The organism is Lysinibacillus sp. NPDC056959, assembly GCF_042674095.1.
Taxonomy (GTDB): Bacteria; Bacillota; Bacilli; order Bacillales_A; family Planococcaceae; genus Lysinibacillus; species Lysinibacillus zambalensis.
In genome coordinates this window covers 268344-290069 of the sequence record NZ_JBHURE010000002.1, presented here as the reverse complement: position 1 = coordinate 290069, position 21726 = coordinate 268344, and the positions used below count along the sequence as shown (strand labels likewise).

The window sequence follows — 21726 nt, the reverse complement described above, 5'->3', positions numbered from 1 at the left end:
CCATCACACAAAAAATAAAGAGCCGTTTACAAATAATGAATAGGGTGATTGTATGGAGGGTTTTGAACTTTCATTTAAAAATAAAGCAGTACGAGTTTGGCTTTGTACGATGCTACCTGCAATTATTTTAACTATTGTCCTTACTATTGTTTTGCCCAATGAGCAAAGTAGATATGTTTCATGAGCTTTATCACTAGTTACAATCTTATACTTTGTCTGGTTTGTGATTGATTTTAAAAAGAAACGCAAATAAAATGGCGAAGAAATCTTCAACATCTTCGCTTTTTATTTTTATCGATAAACTTTGTTAATTTATCGACATAAACATGATCCAAATAAATTAAAGCGTCTTTACGAAGCCAAACTTTCCTTTTTATAGTATAATAAGCGTAAGTACAGCATTTGTTTGTGATGTGTAAGGGAAAGGATGATATTTGTATGGCAGAGAAAGTAGGACAATCTTTCGTACAACCAACACCTTCTGGTAAAGAAGAACTTGGGAAAATTGAAGTAGCAGCGGAAGTAATCGAGGTTGTTGCTGGAATCGCAGTGAATGAGGTAGAAGGGGTCGCTGCAACTCGCGGTAATATTGCTACGGGCGTAGTTGAACGCTTCGGTAAAAAAGTTCACAATAAAGGCATTAAATCGGGTGTTACTGAAACTGGTGAGATTGCCATTGATGTATTTTGCTCTGTAAAATACGGCTATACAATCCCAAAAGTGGCGAAGGAAGTTCAAACTCAAATTCGCCAAGCGATTTTTAATATGACTGCACTTGATACAGCTGAAGTGAATGTCCATATTACTGGCATTCTCTTTGAAAAAGAAGAAGTAGCTGTGCAAGAATAAAAAGAAGGGTTGCCTTTTACAGGGCAATCCTTCTTTTTTACGTTTTTCACGGAAATTGTTCAGCAGTGATTAGTATAGCTACTTTATTATATTTCTATATGCTTTGGCTTTCTCCAGAACAAAGCAAGGATAACGCCGAGTGTTAAAACAATTGTTGCAAAGTAATACGGATAGTTCAAATTGATATCGAATAGTACCCCACCTAAAATAGGGCCGAATATATTTCCTAGACTTGTAAACATGGAGTTCATGCCACCAACGAATCCTTGTTCATTACCAGCAATTTTAGATAAATAAGAGGTAACGGCAGGACGAATTAAATCGAAGCCGACGAAAATAAAGAATGTGACAAATAATATTGCGAAATAGTGGCTTACGAATGTCATAGCAAATGTTAAAACAGCAGATAGGACAAGTGAATAACGGATAAGATTAATCTCGCCCATTTTCTTTGTCAGCCAATCGAATAATACTAGCTGAGCAAGAGCCCCAACTACTCCGCTTCCCGTAATAATAATCGCTATATCTGAAGGCGTAAATGCGAATTTATGATCCACAAATAGACTAAATAATGATTCAAATGCAGCTAAACCAAATGATAGTACAAAAATAAGCACGAATGGAATGAGGTATAATGGGCTGAAAATACGCTTCACACTGCCTAAAATTGATGGTGCAGACTGTTCATCATCATCAGCACGTGTCGGTTCTTTTAGTAAAATAAATGACAAGAGCGCTGCTATAAATCCAAGTATACCAGCAGCATAAAATGGTATGCGCGTTCCGAATTCAGCCAAAAATCCACCGATACCAGGTCCGATAATGAAGCCAGTACTAATCGCTGCACTCATATAACCCAAAGCCTTTGGACGTTGTGACAAGGTTGTAATATCAGCGATATATGCAGTTACCGCAGGCATGATGAAAGCAGCACTGATACCACCTAACATACGAGAGATAAAGAGTATTTCAATTGAGCGTCCAAGACCAAATAACAGCTCTGAAAAACCGAATATAAATAGACCCGCAACGATCATAATTTTACGGCCAATGTTATCCACCATTTTACCAGAAATCGGTGAGACGATAAGTTGAGTGATAGCAAATGCGGCCACCATATAACCAACGACAGAGCCTGAAATTTTCAGCTCATTCATGAGTGTTGGTAGCACAGGTATTACTAAACCAATACCTAAAAAGGCAATGAATAAATTCGATAATAAAATACTTAAGGTTAAAAGTTGTTTCTTATTCATACTGTTCTCCTTCAATCTTTCACGATACATGAATCAAAATCTACTAGAATATTTCCACGTAATACAATAAACCCTATAGTAACTATAGGGTCAAAAGATTTGTTTTAACTTCTTTCAGCCGGTTCCGGACGCAATTACCTATACTTAATTAATTTTTATAGTGTGGAAGTATTCGTTCGCGGTTATACAAAGTGTTTTATATTTCTTTTATGCTCCGATGTTAATGTAGCCTGCATAGTTATTTCTCTAAGTTTATTCATAAAATGCCTTTACTAGTAAGAGCTAAAGAAGTTTCATATCGCATCGAAACGAATTTTATGTTTACAATTATCGCAGTAAAATAGGTGCGATTTGCGTTCTTTGAATTGTTTATACTGTTCCTCGCCTTCATATAACTTGAAAGTTCTTTTGCAGCTTATACATGTAACTTCATATTGCATAATGAACACCTCAAAAGATGATAATTAATTTCCTTAATTATAACATTCTTGGTATATAAATAATAAAGGTTGATTTTAAATTTCAATATATTTCTTAGTAAAGTTAATTGCAGGGTGTTAACTTAAGCAAAAACTTGCTTGAAAAAGGTATCAGATTATTTAAAACTTGCTTGAATTCGTGTTTCTCTTACGAATTTATGCTATTATAAACCTTAATGCCACTTAAGAAGGAGAGCTTTACATGAAACGACATGAAGCACGCGAAAAAGCGTTGCAAGTTTTGTTTCAGCTAGACAATACCGATCTAACAGTAGAAGAAGCAATGGGTCATATTAAAGGCCAACCAACAAACGTCTTCTATGAAAAGATTGTTACTGGAACAGTTGAACATTTGGAGGAAATCGATGCTGCTTTAGAACAGCATCTTGAAAAGTGGTCGCTTGCCCGTTTACCTAAAATTGAAAGAACGGTTTTACGTCTAGCTGTATATGAGATTTTATACATGCCAGAAACACCAAAAAGAGTAGTACTTAATGAAGCAATCGAGTTATGCAAAACATTTGGCGACGATGGTTCGTCTAAATTTGTTAATGGCGTACTTTCTAAATTTACAGAACAATAACATGTGTTGAATTGGAAGGAGTAACTAAGGTCTATGTCAAGTGCAATTATTAATGGTAAAGAAATTGGTCAAGAAATTCGTAATTCAGTAGCAGAGCGAGTAACGCGTTTAAAAGAGCAAGGATTAACACCAGGCTTAGCGGTTGTTTTAGTAGGAGACAACCAAGCCTCCGCTACATATGTGAGAAATAAGCAAAAATCTTGTGAAGCCATCGGTATGTTTTCAGAGCTAATCAAACTACCAGAAGAAACTACACAAGAATCATTATTAGCACAAATTGAATTATTAAATAATCGTGAAGATATTCATGGTATTTTAGTACAATTACCACTCCCAAAACATATTGATGAGGATATTGTTATTGCCACAATTGCTGTTGAAAAAGACGTTGATGGCTTCTCACCGGTAAGTGTTGGGAAAATGATGCTTGGCCAAGAAACATTTTTGCCTTGTACACCGTTTGGCGTAATGAAGCTTCTTGAATTTTCAGGAATCGAAATAGCAGGAAAGCATGCGGTCATCGTAGGGCGTAGTCATATCGTTGGGAAACCAATGGGACAACTTCTACTACAAAAGGATGCAACTGTGACATATACGCATTCCAAAACACCAAATTTACCTTCGTTCACTAAACAAGCAGATATTTTAATTGCGGCAGTTGGACGTGCGAACTTTATTACAAAAGAGCATGTTAAAGAAGGCGCAGTTGTTATAGATGTTGGAATCAATCGTGATGAAAACAACAAGCTTTGTGGTGACGTAAACTTCAATGAGGTTGATGGAATTGCGTCTCATATAACACCTGTACCAGGCGGTGTAGGACCAATGACAATTACGATGTTACTATTCAACACAGTTCAAGCTGCAGAAAATAAGCTTGAACATATAGTTAAGCTATAAATTTTGAATGACTCTTTATAAAAAGCTATCTCAATATTAAATTGAGGTAGCTTTTTTTGTATGATTAAGTATTTCGAGAACTTTTACGTTGTTTTTAACGTCTAATATAACGTTTGGGTCATACATATGAATAGGGAGGTTTTTATGGAAAACATAGATTTAATACTGATTATCAAACATATTATTATCGGTCTTGTCCAAGGATTTACTGAGCCAATTCCTGTATCATCAAGCGGTCATGTTATGATTGCAAGTGAAATTCTTGGTCTTGGTGAGCAAGGATTTACTTTTGCTATTTTAACGAACACAGCTTCTTTACTAGCTATTGTCTATATTTATCGAGAGGATATTATCCGACTCATCACAAATTTTTTCCTTTATCTTAAAACGGGAGAGAATCGTTATAAAGCGGATTTCCGTTTTTCCATATTTATTGTGATCGGTTCTATTCCAGCGGGCATTTTAGGTGTTTTATTAAGTGATGTTATTGCGGATAATGTTAGTATGACAACGATTGCGCTTATGCTATTTGTGACAGGTATTGCCCTATGGCTAATCCGTAATATGCGTGGTACGAAAAGAGATGCGGATTTGACTGCAAAAGACGCCATCATCGTAGGTCTTGGTCAAGCTGTAGCATTAACACCTGGTATTAGTCGTTCAGGAGCAACGATTATTTCAGCCATTGCAGTTGGTATGAAACAGGAAACCGCTTTACGATTTTCCTTCATGCTTTATATTCCTGTAAGTCTTGGTGGGGTTGTCCTTGGGATTTCTGATTTTTTAGATGAGCCAAATAAAAGTGCATTAGCAATTCCTTATGCTGCGACATTTATAGCGACATTATTTATGACTTATTTTGCAATGCGTTGGTTTATGGGAATCATGAAAAGTGGGAAGCTTAGCTACTTTACATATTATTGCTTTTTTGTAGGTACGCTCCTTTTAATATTTTATTAATTTAAAAGCCTCATAACTTTAATTAGTTGTGAGGCTTTCTTGTTTGTTGAGAAAATAAAATGGTAGGTATTCGACTTCTATCCATCATTTCGACGATTCTATTCGTCGCTCCAGCAGATCAATCCGTCGTCCAAGCTGCATTTTCCACCTCGCTCCGTCTTCTTACCGTCATTCTGGCGTTTCAATCCGCCATTCTCGTAGCTCAATCTGCCACTTCGCCTCTTCTATCTGCTCTCCCAGCAAAGCACTCAGTCAAAACGCAACTCCACCGCACATTTCGTCGAAAAAACATACTTTATCTAATACGAGGTCTTAAGATATGTTATAGTAAGGTTTTCAATTCTATGAAAGACGGTCGTTTTTTCAAGCGAAACTGCATTTTGGCACGTCAGGCACAATAAAAAATGTTATGATAGGTGTAGTTTTGTGAAAAACTTGATTTTAGTAAAGGAGCCGGAAAAATGACATCTGCTTCTTATTTAACTGTAAAAGCATTAACAAAATATATTAAACGGAAATTTGATGCTGATCCGCATTTACGTGAAGTCTATGTAAAGGGAGAGCTATCCAATGTCAAGATTCATCAATCGGGGCATATTTACTTTACATTAAAAGATGATGGAGCACGGATTGCGGCTACAATGTTTAAATCAGCGGCCGGAAAGTTGGCGTTTGAACCTAAGGAAGGTATGCAAGTATTTATTCGTGGGGATGTAAACGTTTACGAAGGCTACGGTACATATCAACTATATGTACAGGAAATGCAACCAGATGGAATCGGTAGCTTGTTTGTTGCCTTTAACCAGCTGAAAGAGCAGTTACAAAAAGAAGGGCTTTTTAAACCTGAGTGGAAACAACCAATTCCGAGATTCCCTGAAAAAATCGGTGTTTTAACGTCTACAACAGGTGCAGCCATTCGAGATATCTGTACAACATTAAAGAGACGCTATCCACTTGCTGAAATTTTTATTTATCCTACCCTTGTACAAGGAGCACAAGCAGCGCCAAATATTGTTCGCAATATTGAGAGTGCAAATATGGATGCGAGTTGCGATGTACTGATTGTTGGGCGGGGCGGTGGATCGATTGAGGATTTATGGGCATTTAATGAGGAAGTTGTTGCAAGAGCGATTTTTGAAAGTCGTATCCCTATTATTAGTGCAGTAGGTCATGAAACAGATACAACTATAGCGGATTATGTAGCTGATTTGCGTGCACCAACACCAACAGCAGCGGCTGAGATGGCTGTACCTGATCAACAGGATTTATTTCAGCGGGTACTTACACAAAAATCACAGCTCCACCAAATTGTAAGAGCGCAACTTATTGCAGAACGGCAACGTCTAAATAAGCTCCAACAGTCTTATCCGCTGTCAATGCCAGAACGTCTATATCGACCATTTACGGAAAGGTTAGCACAACTTGAGTCGGGATTGCAAAAAGCAATGCAGGTCGATTTAATGAAGAAAACAGCGCAGTTTCAACAATTACGTAGTGCAGTAGAGCAGCACTCACCGAAAAAAGCATTAGCTTTCCATCAACGAGAGCTAGAAGCACATGTCCAACAATTAACTCGTGCTACAACGCATTATGTAACGAAGCAAAAACAACAATTTGAGGCAACCGTCAGAACTTTAGAAGCATTGAATCCGCTTGCCATTTTAACAAGGGGCTTTACGGTAGCTTATAAAGATCAACAAATGTTGAAATCAGCAGCTGATGTTAAGCCACAGGATCAATTAACACTTTCTTTCCATGATGGAAAGGTAATTGCTGATGTGGTAAAGATCTTGCCTAAAAATGAGGGGGAATAATTGTGGCAGAGAAACAACAAACTTTCGCAGAAGCAATGACGGCACTAGAGGAAATTGTCCGTCAGCTAGAGCAAGGTGATGTGCCGCTAGAAAATGCGATTGATTTATATAAACAAGGCATGGAGCTTTCGCAATTTTGCCATAGCAAGCTACAAAATGCTGAAGAGCAGTTAATTTCAATTGTCCAAGAGACAGGTGAAACGACAGCATTTGATCCACTAAAGGGAGAGAACTAAGAAATGAACGAGCAATTAAAGCATTTTATTGAAAGCAACATACCACAAGTTGAAGCTGAAATGTTTGCACTAGTTGAGAAAATTGACGCACCAGCCAATTTAAAAGAGTCAATGCTTTATTCATTAAAAGCTGGAGGTAAACGTATTCGCCCTCTTTTCGTTTTGGCTGTTCTTGAACTATACAAACAAAATTTAAAGCATGGTTTAACTGTAGGATCAGTCATTGAAATCATCCATACGTATTCGTTAATCCATGATGATTTACCAAGTATGGATAATGACGATTTCCGTCGAGGTAAGCCGACAAACCATAAAGTTTATGGCGATGCATTAGCGACGCTTGCGGGTGATGCATTGAATACACTTGCGTTTGGCATTTTAGCACGCATGGATGTATCAGCAGAAAAACGTATTGAACTTGTCAGTCTGTTAAGTGAAGCAGCTGGTGCAGAAGGTATGGTTGGGGGTCAAGTACTCGATATAGAAGGTGAAAAGCGTCAGCTGAACATAGCTGAGCTTGAGCATGTCCATATTAATAAAACGGGTGCTTTATTACGATTTAGTATTGAAGCGGGAGCGGTGTTAGCTGATGTATCGCAAAAAGAGCGCGAAACTTTAAAAGAATATGCGCATCATATCGGCCTTGCCTTCCAAATTCAAGACGATATTTTAGATATTGAGGGAACTACAGAAGAACTAGGGAAAACTGCAGGTAAAGATGTAGCAAGTGATAAAAGCACATACCCAGCTCTGCTAACTTTAGATGGGGCAAAGGAAAAGCTTGCTGAGCATTATCAGCATGCCAATAACGCACTAGATAAATTGCAAGTGGATGCCAGCTTATTACGTGATTTTGCAGCCTATATTGTTCATCGTAAAAACTAGGATAAAAACGAGGCGTTAAAGGCATAGAGTATGCTAGAATAGGTGAGGGCGTTTGCCAATGTGCAAACAATAAAGTGTTCGTACTTTTAGCATATTGATAACACTGTTATAATGGTGGAAACACAATTACGGTGAATAATTTATTGAAAAGGTGTGTGAGAAAGGTGGATTTAAATAAGATAACTAGTCCAGCCTTTTTAAAAAACTTAGATAAGAAGGAGCTTGAGCGACTTGCGCAAGAAATTCGTGCCTTCTTAATTGAAAAATGTTCTGTCACAGGTGGTCATATCGGGCCGAACCTAGGTGTTGTGGAGCTAACGATTATGCTCCATAAAATGTTTGACAGTCCACAAGATAAGTTTTTATGGGATGTTGGCCACCAAGCTTACGTGCACAAAATTTTGACAGGTCGTGCAAGTCAATTTGATACATTACGTCAGTTCAAAGGACTTTGTGGTTTTCCAAAGCATGTGGAGAGTGAACATGATGAGTGGGAGACGGGGCATAGCTCGACATCTTTGTCAGCAGCTATGGGTATGGCAGCAGCACGTGATATTAAAAATGAAAAGAACTTCGTGATACCAATTATTGGTGATGGAGCTTTAACAGGTGGTATGGCACTAGAGGCATTAAACCATATCGGTCATGCTGAAACGAATATGATTGTCATTTTAAACGATAATGAAATGTCGATCGCTCCAAATGTCGGGGCGTTACACAATGTACTGGGACGTCTTCGTACAGCCAAGGAATATTCAAAAGCAAAAGAAGAACTGGAATCACTTATGAATAAGATTCCTGTTCTAGGCGGTAAGCTTGCTTCAACTGCTGAACGCTTAAAGGATAGCTTAAAATATTTAGTGGTATCAGGTGTGTTCTTTGAGGAGTTAGGCTTTAAATATCTAGGACCGATTGATGGACATGATTTCGAAGCTCTTGAGGCAACTTTATCACAAGCTAAAAAAGTAAAAGGTCCAGTGCTCGTTCATGTGATTACGAAAAAGGGCAAAGGTTATAAACCAGCTGAAGATGATACAATCGGTAATTGGCATGGGACAGGTCCATATAAAATTGAAAACGGTGCCTTTGTAAAATCAGAGGCGAAAGGTCCAGCTTGGAGTAGTTTGGTTGCAGAGACTGTTCGTAAAATTGCTCATGAGGATAAACGAATTGTCACAATTACACCTGCAATGCCGGTGGGCTCGAAACTACAAGATATCCAAAAGGATTTCCCAGAGCGTTTCTTTGATGTGGGGATTGCCGAGCAACATGCAGCCACGATGGCAGCAGGTCTAGCGACCCAAAAAATGAAACCATTTTTAGCCATTTACTCAACATTCCTTCAACGTGCCTATGATCAAGTACTACATGATATCGCACGTCCAAATTTAAATGTCTTTATAGGAATTGACCGCGCAGGCTTAGTTGGCGCAGACGGTGAAACCCATCAAGGCGTATTTGATATTGCATTCCTTCGTCATATTCCAAATATGACAATTATGATGCCAAAAGATGAAAATGAAGGTCAACATATGGTGAAAACAGCCATTGAATATGATGGCGGTCCAATTGCGTTACGTTATCCACGAGGTAATGGGATAGGCGTTCCGTTAGACGATGAGCTTAAGACGTTACCAATTGGTAGCTGGGAAGTGTTGCGTGAAGGTAAGGATGCTACGATCTTAACCTTTGGTACGACGATTCCAATGGCAATGAAAGCAGCCGGTATTTTAGCACAGCAAGGTGTAGAGATAGAAGTAGTCAATGCTCGTTTCATTAAACCAATGGATGAGGATATGCTTCATCGTATATTATCAAGCCGTAAACCAATATTAACGATTGAAGAGGCGGTTCTACAAGGTGGTTTTGGTAGTGGTGTATTAGAATTTGCCCATGACCATGGCTATTTAAGTGCACTGATCGATCGTATGGGTATACCGGATCATTTTATTGAGCATGGAAATGTAGACCAGCTTCTCGCTGAAATTCATATGACGGCTGAAGATACAGTGGCACGAATGCATGTGTTACTTCAACAAAAACAGCAAGTAGGTTTGAATAAATAATGACAAAACATCCAAAAGAACGTGTAGACATTTTACTTGTAGAGCGTGGGCTTTGCGAAACGCGAGAAAAAGCAAAGCGCTCTATTATGGCAGGGCTTGTTTTTTCTAATGAAATTCGCATCGATAAGGCGGGGGAAAAAATCGCTATTGATGCACCGCTACAAGTAAAAGGCTCTGATTTAAAATATGTTAGCCGTGGTGGCTTGAAGCTAGAAAAAGCGCTACAAATTTTTGATATGTCTGTAGAGGGGAAGCTAATGCTAGATATTGGCTCCTCTACAGGAGGATTTACCGATTGTGCATTACAAAATGGTGCAAGACATTGCTATGCACTGGACGTTGGTTCCAACCAACTAGCGTGGAAAATCCGTTCTGATGAACGTGTAACTGTCATGGAAAAAACAAATTTCCGTTATACGACAGCGCCAGATTTAACAGAGGGCTTACCAGAGTTTGCAACAATTGATGTCAGCTTTATTTCATTATCACTTATTTTACCGGTCTTAAAAACGTTGTTAATGCCAGGTGGCGATGTAATGGCACTTGTAAAGCCTCAGTTTGAAGCTGGGAAAGAGAATGTCGGGAAAAAAGGTATTGTTCGTGATAAAAAAGTACATTTAGAAGTTTTAGAAAAGACAGCTGCAATGGCGACAGAGGTTGGCTTTGTCGTTAAGGATGCTTCGTTTTCGCCAATTACAGGAGGCGAGGGGAACATTGAATTTTTATTCCATTTAGTGAATCCTATTGGTGATGAAGATGTCTCTTCATATACAGCTTTTAATACACTCGTTGAAGAAGCGCATAGTGCACTAAAATAACACGTGCTCGTTTACAGAGCCGTGTTTTTTCTTGTGCTTTTATGCTTAAAATGGTAGTGTAAATATACAATTATTCAACTATTTATAAGAGGTGACCGAGATGAACAAAGGACAACGACATATACGAATTCGGGACATTATTGCCAATCATGAAATCGAAACACAAGATGATTTAGTCGATTTTTTAAAAGATGCAGGCTATAATGTGACACAAGCAACAGTATCACGTGATATTAAAGAACTTCATCTTGTTAAAGTACCTTTACAAGATGGACGCTATAAATATAGCCTACCCGCAGACCAACGATTCAATCCTATACAAAAATTACATCGTGCATTAGCTGATGCTTTTGTCAGCATTGACGGAGCATCACACTTTTTAGTTATGAAGGCTCTTCCTGGTAATGCCAATGCTATTGCATCATTACTTGACCATTTAGATTGGCCTGAAATTTTAGGGACTATTTCTGGAGACGATACTATTTTAATTATTTGTCGTAATGAAGATGAGCGTGAAAATACTAAAAATCGCTTATTAGAAATGCTATAAAATAACAGGGTAATTTGATACAGAGGTGACATTTTGTGTTAAGAGAGCTAAGTATAAGAAACTTTGCCATTATCGAGGATTTAACTGTTAGTTTTTCAGGTGGTTTGACTGTTTTAACAGGTGAAACAGGAGCAGGAAAATCCATTATTATCGATGCAGTGCATTTACTTGCTGGCGGACGAGGAAATACCGAATTTATTCGTCATGGAGCTAAAAAGGCAGAATTAGGTGGTTTATTTCAAATTTCAAGTTCTGGGCATCCTGTTCATAAGAAACTTGAAGAGGCAGGCATTGAAATTGAAGAAGATACCATTATTTTACGCCGTGATTTAAATGATTCTGGAAAAAGTGTTTGTCGAGTAAACGGTAAACTTGTGCCATTATCTGTTTTACGTGATATTGGGGCTAGCCTTATCGATATTCATGGTCAGCATGAAAATCAAGAATTAATGGATGAGAAGCAGCATATCTCTTTACTTGATCATTTTGCCGAGGAACAACTTACACCAATTCAAGAGGCATACAGTTCTCAATATGATGAATATCGTTCACTAAAAAAAGAATTAGCTTCGATTTCGATTGATGAGCAGTTAATGGCGCAACGTATTGATTTGTATCAATTCCAAATGAAAGAGCTGGAGGATGCCAATTTAAAGCTTGGCGAGGAAGATGAGCTTCTTGATGAACGCCGTCGTCTAATGAATTTCAATAAAATTTTTGAACGCTCCAGTGCAGCTTATGAAGCCATTCAAGGTGAATCGAAAGGCCTTGACTGGATTGGTAATGCAATGGGAGCCTTAGAGGATGCTGCTACTATTGACGAACAATTTAAAGAGGCATCCGAATCTGTTACTACTGCATTTTATGCGTTACAAGATGCTGCGTATCAGGTTAAAAATGTGTTGGACGAATTAGAATTTGATCCCGCTCGCTTAAATGAGGTTGAGCAACGTTTAGCGTTATTACAAAATTTGAAGCGCAAATATGGCTCAACAGTTGAAGAGATTTTAGCGTATTACGATAAAATTAAAACAGAGCTAAATGAACTTTTAAATCGAGACGAAATTTTGCAAGTGAAAGAAAGAAAAGTGCTGGAAATGGAAACGGTACTTGATGAGCTTGCTGCAGAACTTTCTACTGTTCGAAAAGAAGCTGCACAAAATTTAAGTGAAGCTATTATGGCCGAACTGCGTGAATTACATATGGAAAAAGCAAAATTTATTGTTAATTTTGATGAATTACCTTTCTTTGATGCAAACGGAAAAGACCAAGTAATTTTTTATATTTCTACGAATGTAGGCGAGCCGCCAAAATCTTTGCCGAAAATTGCTTCTGGTGGAGAATTATCGCGTATGATGCTTGCGTTAAAGACGATTTTCTCATCGTCAAATGGCATCACATCTATTATTTTTGATGAGGTAGATACAGGTGTAAGTGGTCGCGTAGCGCAAGCAATCGCAGAAAAAATTGCAGCAGTATCCATTAACTCTCAAGTTTTATGTATTTCGCATTTACCACAAGTAGCTGCGATGGCTGATCATCATTATTTTATTAAAAAAGAAGTCGAGCATGATCGAACATTTACGTCATTGCTGGAAATAGATACGAATGCTCGTATCGAAGAAGTCAGTCGCATGATATCTGGAGCGGAAATTACAGATTTAACTTTGCAGCACGCAACAGAGCTCTTAAAAATGGCGAATGAACGGAAAAAACAAATGAGATAGCAAAAGAATCCAGAAACAGCTCGTTGTTTCTGGGTTTTTTCTTTTAGCGCAAATATTTACCGCTTATAAGAACGCCACAACAACACATAGTATAAAGACAAAAATAAAAAGGAGGTGTCGTATGTATCGTCGTTGGCGTCAATTTGTCATTTTGCCTATGCTCATCGTTTTATTATTCATGCCCGTAAAGGCTTTTGCCGCAAAAAAGCTAATTCCGATGGGCGAAGCAATTGGTATTCAACTTCAGCTATCACATGTATTTGTAGCACATGATGTGCTATTAGCTTCCAATCAGTGGATGAAAGGAGGCGCTGTAATTGAAAAAATAAATGATATTACAGTAAAAACACTTGCAGATGCCAAAAAAGCTGTTGCTCGACAAGGACAACAGAAATGGACGATAAAAAATGAAGGAAAAGAAGTGACACTTGAGTTACAGGAGCAAGAAGCTGAACATGTTATTTCCTTTTTAAAAGATGAAACAGATGGAGTAGGAACATTGACATACATTGATCCAGAGACAAAAAATTACGGTGCGTTAGGCCACCAAATCGTTGATTCAACCTTACAAGAAGCCCCTAATTTCCATGCTGGCTCCATTTTTTTAGCTTCGATTCAACAAATTCGTAAAAGTATACCTGGCCAACCTGGCTATAAAATATCCTCCATTGAAAAACATCAGGATCGATTAGGAAGTATAGATAAAAATACAGTTTATGGGATTTTTGGCCGTTGGGAAGACGGTTATCAACAAAGTTTGCCTAAAGCAATTGAAATTATGCATGAAAAGGATATAAAAGCAGGAAACGCAGAAATCTATACGGCGATCAAGGGCAGTAAGGTGGAAACTTTTTCAATTGAAATTACAAAGGTTGAAAATGAACGCCTTGAATTCATAGTCACTGACAAAAAGCTCATTGAAAAAACAGGTGGTATTTTGCAGGGAATGAGTGGCAGTCCTATCATTCAAGACGGTCGTTTTGTAGGTGCGGTTACGCATATGTTTGTGGAGGAGCCGAAAAAAGGAGCAGCAATAACTGTAGCGGAAATGTTAAAAAAATCATCTTAAACGAAGGAGCTGCCAAAAGGTGGCTCCATTCTTTCATGAAAATATATTGTTCACCATGTATTTCGTTTATTTATGAAGCGATTAGCGATACTTAAAAAAAACTGTAGTTTTATCTCCATTTTTTCACTAAAATAAATGGTATAAGCATTCGAAGCTTTGTCAGTTATTTATCATAACTTGTCGATATTAAAAGAAAGTATCGGACTACATACTCATTTTTGGAAATTGAAAAGGTTTTTAAAACAAAAATGTCGAAAATTCCACAGTGTGCAAAAAATGCATTGGGGTAGGTAACGGGATATTCGAAACACAGTTCAGAAGGAGGAATTTTAAATGACAAAGGTTAAAGTAGCGATTGCAGATGATAATCGTGAGTTATTAAAAACGATGGAGCAGTATTTTCAAGGACATCCAGAAATTGAAATCATTGCAACTGCTTCAAATGGGAAAGTTTGTTTACAAATGCTTGAGGAATTCACACCAGATATTTTGCTGCTAGATATTATTATGCCACATCTTGATGGGTTAGCTGTTTTAGAGTCGATGTATCAAAATGAACAAATGTCATCAATTCAAGTTATAATGTTAACTGCATTTGGTCAAGAAGATGTGATGAAACAAGCTGTAGACTTAGGTGCATCCTATTTCATGCTAAAGCCATTTGAGTTTGATCAATTGGTTCAAAAAATCTTACATTGTGCTGGACAGAAAGCAACACTTCCTAAAAAGACAAGTGTTTTACAACCGACGGCACCTCAAAAATTAAATCAACATCAATTAGATAGCACGATTACGGCCATTATTAAAGAAATTGGCGTTCCTGCACATATAAAAGGTTACTCTTATTTGAGAGAAGCTATTCAGATGGTATTCGAAGATATCGAGTTATTAGGATCTGTGACGAAAATTTTATATCCAGAAATTGCTAAAAAATTCAATACAACGCCATCAAGAGTTGAACGTGCGATTCGTCATGCCATTGAAGTCGCATGGAATCGTGGCAATTATGAATCGATTTCGTCGATGTTTGGTTATACGGTACATCATTTAAAATCTAAACCGACAAATAGCGAATTCATTGCCATGATCGCTGACAAGATTCGTATTGATATGATGGCGAGTTAAGGTTAAAGCCACAAAAGATTACAGGACTTATTTAGAGAGAATTCATTGAATTTATACCGATTAATTACTGAGATCATATAACTAATGTTAATTAATTGAATTAAACTATGAAACACATTCATTTATGGGGAAAATCCCGTTCATGGAGGTGTTTTTTTTTGACTATTTTCGATATTGAAATAGACCGTTTTATGCTAGATTGTGTGGTAAAAGGACTAGCAAATGCAAAGGTCCAGTTTCTTATTGTCTTTATTAGTCAGCATGAGGTCATGTTAGCTAATTAGTGGAAACCTAGTAACACCAATTGCGACTAAACTTGACAGGTTATGACTCCCCACCATACAAACGTCTAGTATATCGCTAGAAGCCTCCTTGTTGGCCTGAATGAATGGTGCTGCCGAACATAAAGGGCAGGAGTGGAAGGTCTGAGTTGCTATGGCTACGCGGGATATACAAAACATTTTCGTTGTTGCTGAGTACTACATAACTAGTAGAATAAGCATTTGTAACAAAATATTGTAATGATTAAAATATAGAAGTGGTTTGTTAAAGCATGTTCTTTAATGAATTTTATAGTAAAATATTATAAAGATAGTCAAAAATGGTAAAATAAGCTTTATAAATTTAATTAAAGAGGTGGTTAAATTGCCATTTAGGAATATTTTAATTGTTGATGACCATATAGAAATTATACAATTGATGACTGATTTTCTAGAAATGGAAAATTACAAAGTTTATAGTGCTAAAAATGCTGAAGAGGCAGAAATACTGTTACGTCAAATGACAATAGATTGTATTATTTTAGACATTATGCTGCCTGGAACTGATGGCTTTACACTTTGCAAGAGAATCCGAAAAGAATCAGAAGTTCCTATTTTATTTTTAAGTGCCAATCATCAAACCGATGCAGATAAAATTAGAGGTCTCATGCTTGGAGCTGATGATTATATTGTCAAAACGGCAAGTCCAAGTGAAATCGTGGCAAGGGTCAAGGCAGTTGAAAGAAGAATAGCTATACATTCTCGGAAGGCTATAGATGTGCAGAGGGTTTTATCTATCGATCAACTTAAATTAAACTTAGACACGAGGTCAGTGAGGGTAGGACAACAAGCAGTAGAGCTAACGACAATCGAGTTTGATTTATTATATTATTTTATGGAAAATGAGGGGATTGTGCTAACCTATGAGCAAATTATAGATAGGATATGGAATGACGATGTAACTGGGTTTCACAATGTGCGAGTCCATGTTGCAAAATTAAGAGAGAAGATAGCTCCTTTTGATACAATTCCCAAGATAAAAACAATTAGATCCGTTGGTTACCAGTTATATAAGGGAATGAGAGGATAAAAGATGCCAAAAATTAGTTTTAAGGCGTTTATTGCGTTAAGCCTAATTATTATTGTTTTCACGCCAATCCTTCTAGCTAAAACAGTTACACGCCTAACAGACGTGTATTCATCTAAAGAAAGTCAAATATTCGATTTGGACTTGTGGGTGCAAGACAATATAGTGAATGCAGATAAGACACAGTTCGATAATGAAGAATGGAAAAGTCAATTAAAAAAGAAAGCCGAAGCTGATATGCTTGATTTGTTCATTATTTTTGCAAATGATGAGTTGCTTTATACTGAAGGAATGAAGGAAAATACTCAGCTTCATGAAGAGGGCCAAGCCCTTTCAGAAAATCTCGAAAGAAAATCTAATTTAAATCTAGTTCCTTATAATGTTTATTCAGATGATTCATTCGTTGCAACGGTATATATTAGCTATCCTATACCTGCAGAAGAACAAATTCAAAGTACGAATTACGATTTTGTCTTTTATATGGGTGCATTTTCTCTAGTCTCGATTCTCTATATAGTATTTCTACAAGTAAATTTAATGAAGCCATTGCGTGCTATAAATAAATCTTCACAGCTTATATCGAATGGTACATATAGCATAGATTTGCCAGCCTCCAACATTAAAGAAATGAGCTACACGACTCATACCTTTATTGAAATGACAAAAAAACTCAAATTATCGAAGGAAACGAACGAAAGACTAGAAGATGAAAGAAAGCTCTTTGTGTCTTCCATTGTTCATGATTTAAGGACGCCTATTTTTTCATTGCGAGGTTATTTGGAAGGCCTAATAAAAGGAATTTTTAAAAATGAACAAAAGAAAATGCAATATTTAGAAATGAGTATGAAACAAGCAAATCACCTGAATGAATTGGTCACGTCTTTGGCCAATTATGCAAATATTGAAGGACAAATTAAACTCGAAAAAATAACGGAATTTCAAGTTAATGATCTGGTACATGATTTAAAGCAGATGTTGTTTTTTAACCTTTCAGAGAAAAAACTTACGCTAGAAGTAAATAATCGAACAAGTCAGCCCATTGCTGGTGATTATGTATTGCTAAAAAGAGCATTTGAAAATGTACTTATCAATTGTATTCGCCATAGTCCACCAACAGAGAAAATAGAAGTATTCATTAGAGAAAGGGAGAGTTTTATAGAAACTATTATTTTAGATAATGGAAAGGGATTTGTGGAAAAGGATCTTGCACACCTATTTAAACCTTTATATAAAGGAGATGAAGAAAAGTTTAGTGCTGATCGAATGGGATTAGGTTTAACTATTGCACAGGTTATTATTCAGAAGCATAAAGGAACAATTCAAGCCGCAAATGATGAGGAAAAAGGGGCAAAGATTGTTATAAAGATTCCTAAAAATATCATCGAATAAAATGATCAGAAAACATAAAAATGAAGGAAATCGCTTCCTTCGTTTTTTTTTTTGGATTGTTTTTTTCAAAACAGTGAAAGGGAGTATATAGGTATACCTAGTTGTTACTGTATAGAAGGATGATATTTCTTGATAAAGTCTTGATAATAGCTCGATAGAAAATTGATTTACCTTGGCTATAATTCTTACAAGAATAAGAAGGAGGAGATTAAAAATGTCAGTTCTTAGCGTGAGAGGTCTCTCTAAGACATATGGTCAAGGTCATAGTCAAGTAAAGGCATTAAATCATATTGAATTAGAAATTGAAAAAGGCGAATTTGTCGCAATAATGGGAACAAGTGGTTCTGGAAAATCAACCCTTTTAAATATGATATCTGGGCTAGATACTTATGATCATGGAGAAGTTCTGATAAGCGGTGAAAATATAAAGGGGTATTCAGATTACGAATTGACTCGTTTACGTAGAGAAAAAATAGGATTTATTTTTCAATTATTTAATTTAATTCCTGTATTGTCCGTTCTAGAGAATGTTACCCTCCCAGCAATGCTAACTGTAAAGAATAAGAAAGAATTAGATGAAAAAGCGATTGACTTGTTGCATTTAGTCGGTCTAGGTTCTTTTATACAATCTAAACCTAATCTATTATCTGGCGGTCAACAACAAAGAGTAGCGATAGTGAGGGCACTTATAAATGACCCGGAATTAATTCTAGCAGACGAACCTACAGGTAGCCTGGATTCAAAAACCTCTAAAGCCATGATGAGTATTCTACGTAACTTTTGTGAGAAACTGGGACATACGTTAATTGTAGTAACACATGATGCAAATGTAGCTGCTTATGCTAATAGAGTTATTTTCATGCATGACGGTAAAATCTGCGATACGCTAAATTTAAAAAACTCAAACTTGAAGGATAATGAAGTAGTTAGGATCATTGCATCTAAGATTGAGGAACTAAGCTTATGAGATTATTTATTAAAGCAGCTATTAATTCATTATTCAACCATACGGCCAGAAACGCATTCTTAGTTTTAGGTATTTCTCTAGGTGTTGCTCTAATTGTAATTGTGCAAATAATATTAGCTAGTTTACAAGAATCAAATGAACAGACAATCAAAAATTTGCATGGTGATTTTGACATAGTAGTTGGTTATCAAGATAGTCATAAGTCACTTACTAAATCAGAGATTGATGCGATAGAGACGATAGAGGGGGTGGAGAAAATAAGTCCCTTCCTATACCCATACTTAAACAAAGAAGAAGAGTATGATATGTGGAGCGAACCAACTTACATTGGTTTTAACAATGATGAGCTAGCTTATGAATATCCGTTTGTATCAATAAAATCTGGTAATTTCCCTAAAGCAGAAGAAGCTTTAATTTCTCCCACATATGCTAAATTAAATAATTTGCAAATTGGCTCGAAGATAAAAATGAATTTTCCACCACAAGGGAAAAGAGAGGTTACGGTATCGGGAATTAGTGAAGAGCATGAAGCATTAACGAATATGGTCATTCTCGACTTTCATTGGCTTCAAGAAGTTACTTTAAACGATGGAATAACAACCGCATTGATTATTAAGTTAGATGATATTAAAAAGAAATCGGATGTTGTTCAAGAATTGAGAGAGCTTAACCAGGATTTTTTTATTGATAATCGATTAGAGATTGATAATGAACGTAATAATATTGGAGGGCTTGGACCATTTGTTAAGGGGCTTAATATTGCCATTTACCTAATAAGTGCATTGATACTTATTAGCACAATGAGAATGTCCATTCAGGAAAAACAAAAAGAACTTGCAACGCTACGCCTATTAGGTTTTGGGAAAAAACACATTATGTTTTTAGTTTTAATTGAAACGATGATAGTAGGATCAGTTTCTTTAGCAGTGGGAATCCTTGTTGGTATTCTAGTCCCTTTTCTTACATTTGATGTATTTTTAGGGCTATTGAATATTCCAAATGCCGGTATTGTATTACCATACCACGATATATTATTTAGTTTGGGGATTTTTACAGTAGTCATTTTTTTATCTTCACTCATTCCTGGCTATATAGCAAGTCTTTCTCCACCAATTGTTGTTTATAGAGGTGTGAAAAGCACACAATGTATTACAAAAAGGTATTTCATGATTAGTTTGTTGTATGCAGTATTCACAACTATATTATTTGCCCTTAATCTATGGCAGTGGCAATCAAGGTTTATATTTGTTATTAACGCAGTTTCGTTTATAGCGTTGATATTTATAACAATCCCTCTAATGTTTGTGTTATTTGAAAAAGGAATAAGTCTATTAGATCGAAAAATAAAGGTTAGAGCAGAAGGCTTATTAGCTACGAAAAATTTACTAAGGCAATTAGGTAGAAATGTACAAATCTCTATTATTTTCACTTTAGGTGTTATCATCACTATTATAGGAATGGTGGTATTAACAAGTGTTAAAGCGACCACGACTGAAACAATCATGGATACTTACACAAATGATTTAAAATTAGTGTCTGTGGGATCAGAAAGAGAAGAGGGATTTCCTTTTTCATTCTATGACCTTGTCAGTGAGAGCCCTAATATAGAAGCGCATTTTTACACAAATGTAAAGCTGTTTGATACGATGAATCTCCCTTCAAAACAAGGTGAAGTGATACTAGCTCTTAGTGGGACTGATTTACAATACAGCTTAGATAAAAATGAGGTTAAGGTAAAGGACGGTATTCATCTAGAAGAAGAGTTGAGTCCTAACGGTGTTATGATAACAGAGTCTACTTCAAAGAAATTAGGATATCATTTAGGCGATGTAATAGAAGCTGATATCTCTGAAAATATGAATGAGGTGGATAAAAAAGAATTTATCATAGAAGGTATTATAACCAATTCAGAGCACATGAGTGACGACTACAAAGTATTCACTACTAAAAAAAATATGGAAGATATGTTTCAGATTCATACTCTTCATAGCGTAGAGATGAATATAACATCAGATATAGACCAACAAGAAACATTGAAAGAAGTTCAATCACTGATCCAACAACCGCAGTATGCTAATACTATTCTATATAATAAAGCAGAAGAATTGAAGGACTTAGAAGAACAATTGTTGCAACGCTTTTTCATTTTATTTCTAGCTGTAGGATTAATAATTATATTTACCATCATCGGGTTAATGAATAGTACAGCCAGTAGTATTAAGGAAAGAATCCAAGAATTAAGTATGCTACGTGTACTTGGTTATACAAAAAAACGGGTATTTTCGTTACTATTGCTTGAAGGAGCTCTTTTAACAGGAACAGTTGGAATATTTGCAGTAGGGTTATCGATGATTTCCACGTACTGTTTGCTTCAAAGTTTAAATGCTACTACATTTCCGTCAATGCCTTTACTTCTGGGAGGTATAATTGTACTTTCTCCATTAATAGGTATGGGAGCAGTTGTATTTCCCGCTCTGTGGGCAACGAGACAAGACGTAATGAAGGGATTACGTTAGAAAACCGCCATGATTGCAGTCAAAAATCGCATCGAAATGATGGCGGGCTAAGGTTAGAGCTACAAAGGATTACAGGACTTATTTAGAGAGAATTCATTGAATTTATACCGATTAATTACTGAGATCATATAACTAATGTTAATTAATTGAATTAAACTATGAAACACATTCATTTATGGCAAAAATCCCG

General features: G+C 36.5%; 21 protein-coding genes. 19 read left to right on the top strand and 2 right to left on the bottom strand.

Translation table 11 applies throughout. The features are described 5' to 3' along the window. Positions 1-52: 52 nt before the first annotated feature. A complete protein-coding gene (locus ACFTQ7_RS03480; protein ID WP_386827314.1) occupies positions 53-184 on the top strand; it encodes a hypothetical protein in 132 nt (43 codons plus the stop codon). A 254-nt stretch (positions 185-438) separates the two neighbouring features. After that, a complete protein-coding gene (locus ACFTQ7_RS03475; protein WP_349662080.1) occupies positions 439-849 on the top strand; it encodes an Asp23/Gls24 family envelope stress response protein in 411 nt (136 codons plus the stop codon). Between the two features lie 86 nt (positions 850-935). Here the strand turns inward: ACFTQ7_RS03475 and ACFTQ7_RS03470 are convergent, their stop codons facing one another. Both ACFTQ7_RS03470 and ACFTQ7_RS03465 read right to left on the bottom strand, forming a co-directional pair. Further along, positions 936-2105 carry an MFS transporter gene (locus ACFTQ7_RS03470; RefSeq protein ID WP_386827311.1) on the bottom strand — a complete coding sequence of 390 codons (1170 nt, stop codon included), beginning with the start codon at positions 2103-2105 and terminating at the stop codon, positions 936-938. Between the two features lie 293 nt (positions 2106-2398). Then, a complete protein-coding gene (locus ACFTQ7_RS03465; RefSeq protein ID WP_386827309.1) occupies positions 2399-2545 on the bottom strand; it encodes a DUF2197 domain-containing protein in 147 nt (48 codons plus the stop codon). Positions 2546-2786: 241 nt separating this feature from the next. Between ACFTQ7_RS03465 and nusB the strand changes: the two genes are divergently transcribed. The 17 genes from nusB to ACFTQ7_RS03380 all read left to right on the top strand — a co-directional run bounded on the left by nusB (position 2787) and on the right by ACFTQ7_RS03380 (position 21536). Further along, positions 2787-3167: a transcription antitermination factor NusB gene (gene nusB / locus ACFTQ7_RS03460; RefSeq protein WP_053483714.1), complete on the top strand. Its 381-nt coding sequence runs from the start codon at positions 2787-2789 to the stop codon at positions 3165-3167. Positions 3168-3200: 33 nt separating this feature from the next. After that, entirely contained in the window at positions 3201-4067 is an 867-nt protein-coding gene (gene folD / locus ACFTQ7_RS03455; protein ID WP_079561804.1) for a bifunctional methylenetetrahydrofolate dehydrogenase/methenyltetrahydrofolate cyclohydrolase FolD, read from the top strand. Positions 4068-4211: 144 nt separating this feature from the next. After that, complete coding sequence (locus ACFTQ7_RS03450) at positions 4212-5027, top strand: undecaprenyl-diphosphate phosphatase (RefSeq protein ID WP_386827307.1); 816 nt, start codon at positions 4212-4214, stop codon at positions 5025-5027. Between the two features lie 461 nt (positions 5028-5488). Next, a complete protein-coding gene (gene xseA, locus ACFTQ7_RS03445; RefSeq protein ID WP_386827305.1) occupies positions 5489-6841 on the top strand; it encodes an exodeoxyribonuclease VII large subunit in 1353 nt (450 codons plus the stop codon). 2 nt (positions 6842-6843) lie between these two features. Beyond that, the gene (xseB, locus tag ACFTQ7_RS03440; protein ID WP_079561801.1) at positions 6844-7077 is read left to right on the top strand and encodes an exodeoxyribonuclease VII small subunit; all 234 of its coding nucleotides are present in this window, start codon (positions 6844-6846) and stop codon (positions 7075-7077) included. Between the two features lie 3 nt (positions 7078-7080). Next, a complete protein-coding gene (locus ACFTQ7_RS03435) occupies positions 7081-7962 on the top strand; it encodes a polyprenyl synthetase family protein (protein ID WP_386827303.1) in 882 nt (293 codons plus the stop codon). A 164-nt stretch (positions 7963-8126) separates the two neighbouring features. Next, positions 8127-10028, top strand: a complete 1902-nt coding sequence (gene dxs, locus ACFTQ7_RS03430) for a 1-deoxy-D-xylulose-5-phosphate synthase (protein WP_386827301.1) — start codon at positions 8127-8129, stop codon at positions 10026-10028. After that, complete coding sequence (locus ACFTQ7_RS03425; RefSeq protein ID WP_386827299.1) at positions 10028-10846, top strand: TlyA family RNA methyltransferase; 819 nt, start codon at positions 10028-10030, stop codon at positions 10844-10846. The genes dxs and ACFTQ7_RS03425 overlap by 1 nt, the downstream gene beginning before the upstream one ends. A gap of 100 nt (positions 10847-10946) precedes the next feature. Then, entirely contained in the window at positions 10947-11396 is a 450-nt protein-coding gene (ahrC, locus tag ACFTQ7_RS03420) for a transcriptional regulator AhrC/ArgR (protein ID WP_079561797.1), read from the top strand. Between the two features lie 35 nt (positions 11397-11431). Continuing rightward, positions 11432-13123, top strand: a complete 1692-nt coding sequence (gene recN, locus ACFTQ7_RS03415; protein ID WP_386827298.1) for a DNA repair protein RecN — start codon at positions 11432-11434, stop codon at positions 13121-13123. A gap of 121 nt (positions 13124-13244) precedes the next feature. Beyond that, positions 13245-14192, top strand: a complete 948-nt coding sequence (locus ACFTQ7_RS03410) for a SpoIVB peptidase S55 domain-containing protein (RefSeq protein WP_386827297.1) — start codon at positions 13245-13247, stop codon at positions 14190-14192. Between the two features lie 333 nt (positions 14193-14525). Then, positions 14526-15317 carry a sporulation transcription factor Spo0A gene (gene spo0A, locus ACFTQ7_RS03405; protein WP_079561794.1) on the top strand — a complete coding sequence of 264 codons (792 nt, stop codon included), beginning with the start codon at positions 14526-14528 and terminating at the stop codon, positions 15315-15317. Positions 15318-15475: 158 nt separating this feature from the next. Then, on the top strand, positions 15476-15601 hold the full coding sequence (locus ACFTQ7_RS03400) for a hypothetical protein (protein ID WP_386827295.1): 126 nt from the start codon (positions 15476-15478) through the stop codon (positions 15599-15601). Between the two features lie 361 nt (positions 15602-15962). Further along, complete coding sequence (locus tag ACFTQ7_RS03395; protein ID WP_386827293.1) at positions 15963-16667, top strand: response regulator transcription factor; 705 nt, start codon at positions 15963-15965, stop codon at positions 16665-16667. A gap of 3 nt (positions 16668-16670) precedes the next feature. After that, positions 16671-18053 carry a sensor histidine kinase gene (locus ACFTQ7_RS03390; RefSeq protein ID WP_386827292.1) on the top strand — a complete coding sequence of 461 codons (1383 nt, stop codon included), beginning with the start codon at positions 16671-16673 and terminating at the stop codon, positions 18051-18053. Positions 18054-18267: 214 nt separating this feature from the next. Continuing rightward, complete coding sequence (locus tag ACFTQ7_RS03385) at positions 18268-19020, top strand: ABC transporter ATP-binding protein (RefSeq protein ID WP_386827291.1); 753 nt, start codon at positions 18268-18270, stop codon at positions 19018-19020. After that, positions 19017-21536 (top strand): FtsX-like permease family protein, encoded by a 2520-nt coding sequence (locus ACFTQ7_RS03380; protein WP_386827289.1) that lies wholly within the window; start codon positions 19017-19019, stop codon positions 21534-21536. Before ACFTQ7_RS03385 ends, ACFTQ7_RS03380 begins: the two co-directional genes overlap by 4 nt. Positions 21537-21726: the final 190 nt, after the last annotated feature.

Excerpts from the sequence above, each read along its gene's own strand:
- ACFTQ7_RS03480 (WP_386827314.1), top strand. The coding sequence starts at position 53 with ATGGAGGGTTTTGAACTTTCATTTAAAAATAAAGCAGTACGAGTTTGG.
- ACFTQ7_RS03475 (WP_349662080.1), top strand. The coding sequence starts at position 439 with ATGGCAGAGAAAGTAGGACAATCTTTCGTACAACCAACACCTTCTGGT.
- ACFTQ7_RS03470 (WP_386827311.1), bottom strand. The coding sequence starts at position 2,105 with ATGAATAAGAAACAACTTTTAACCTTAAGTATTTTATTATCGAATTTA.
- ACFTQ7_RS03465 (WP_386827309.1), bottom strand. The coding sequence starts at position 2,545 with ATGCAATATGAAGTTACATGTATAAGCTGCAAAAGAACTTTCAAGTTA.
- nusB (WP_053483714.1), top strand. The coding sequence starts at position 2,787 with ATGAAACGACATGAAGCACGCGAAAAAGCGTTGCAAGTTTTGTTTCAG.
- folD (WP_079561804.1), top strand. The coding sequence starts at position 3,201 with ATGTCAAGTGCAATTATTAATGGTAAAGAAATTGGTCAAGAAATTCGT.
- ACFTQ7_RS03450 (WP_386827307.1), top strand. The coding sequence starts at position 4,212 with ATGGAAAACATAGATTTAATACTGATTATCAAACATATTATTATCGGT.
- xseA (WP_386827305.1), top strand. The coding sequence starts at position 5,489 with ATGACATCTGCTTCTTATTTAACTGTAAAAGCATTAACAAAATATATT.
- ACFTQ7_RS03435 (WP_386827303.1), top strand. The coding sequence starts at position 7,081 with ATGAACGAGCAATTAAAGCATTTTATTGAAAGCAACATACCACAAGTT.
- ACFTQ7_RS03425 (WP_386827299.1), top strand. The coding sequence starts at position 10,028 with ATGACAAAACATCCAAAAGAACGTGTAGACATTTTACTTGTAGAGCGT.
- ahrC (WP_079561797.1), top strand. The coding sequence starts at position 10,947 with ATGAACAAAGGACAACGACATATACGAATTCGGGACATTATTGCCAAT.
- ACFTQ7_RS03410 (WP_386827297.1), top strand. The coding sequence starts at position 13,245 with ATGTATCGTCGTTGGCGTCAATTTGTCATTTTGCCTATGCTCATCGTT.
- spo0A (WP_079561794.1), top strand. The coding sequence starts at position 14,526 with ATGACAAAGGTTAAAGTAGCGATTGCAGATGATAATCGTGAGTTATTA.
- ACFTQ7_RS03390 (WP_386827292.1), top strand. The coding sequence starts at position 16,671 with ATGCCAAAAATTAGTTTTAAGGCGTTTATTGCGTTAAGCCTAATTATT.
- ACFTQ7_RS03385 (WP_386827291.1), top strand. The coding sequence starts at position 18,268 with ATGTCAGTTCTTAGCGTGAGAGGTCTCTCTAAGACATATGGTCAAGGT.
- ACFTQ7_RS03380 (WP_386827289.1), top strand. The coding sequence starts at position 19,017 with ATGAGATTATTTATTAAAGCAGCTATTAATTCATTATTCAACCATACG.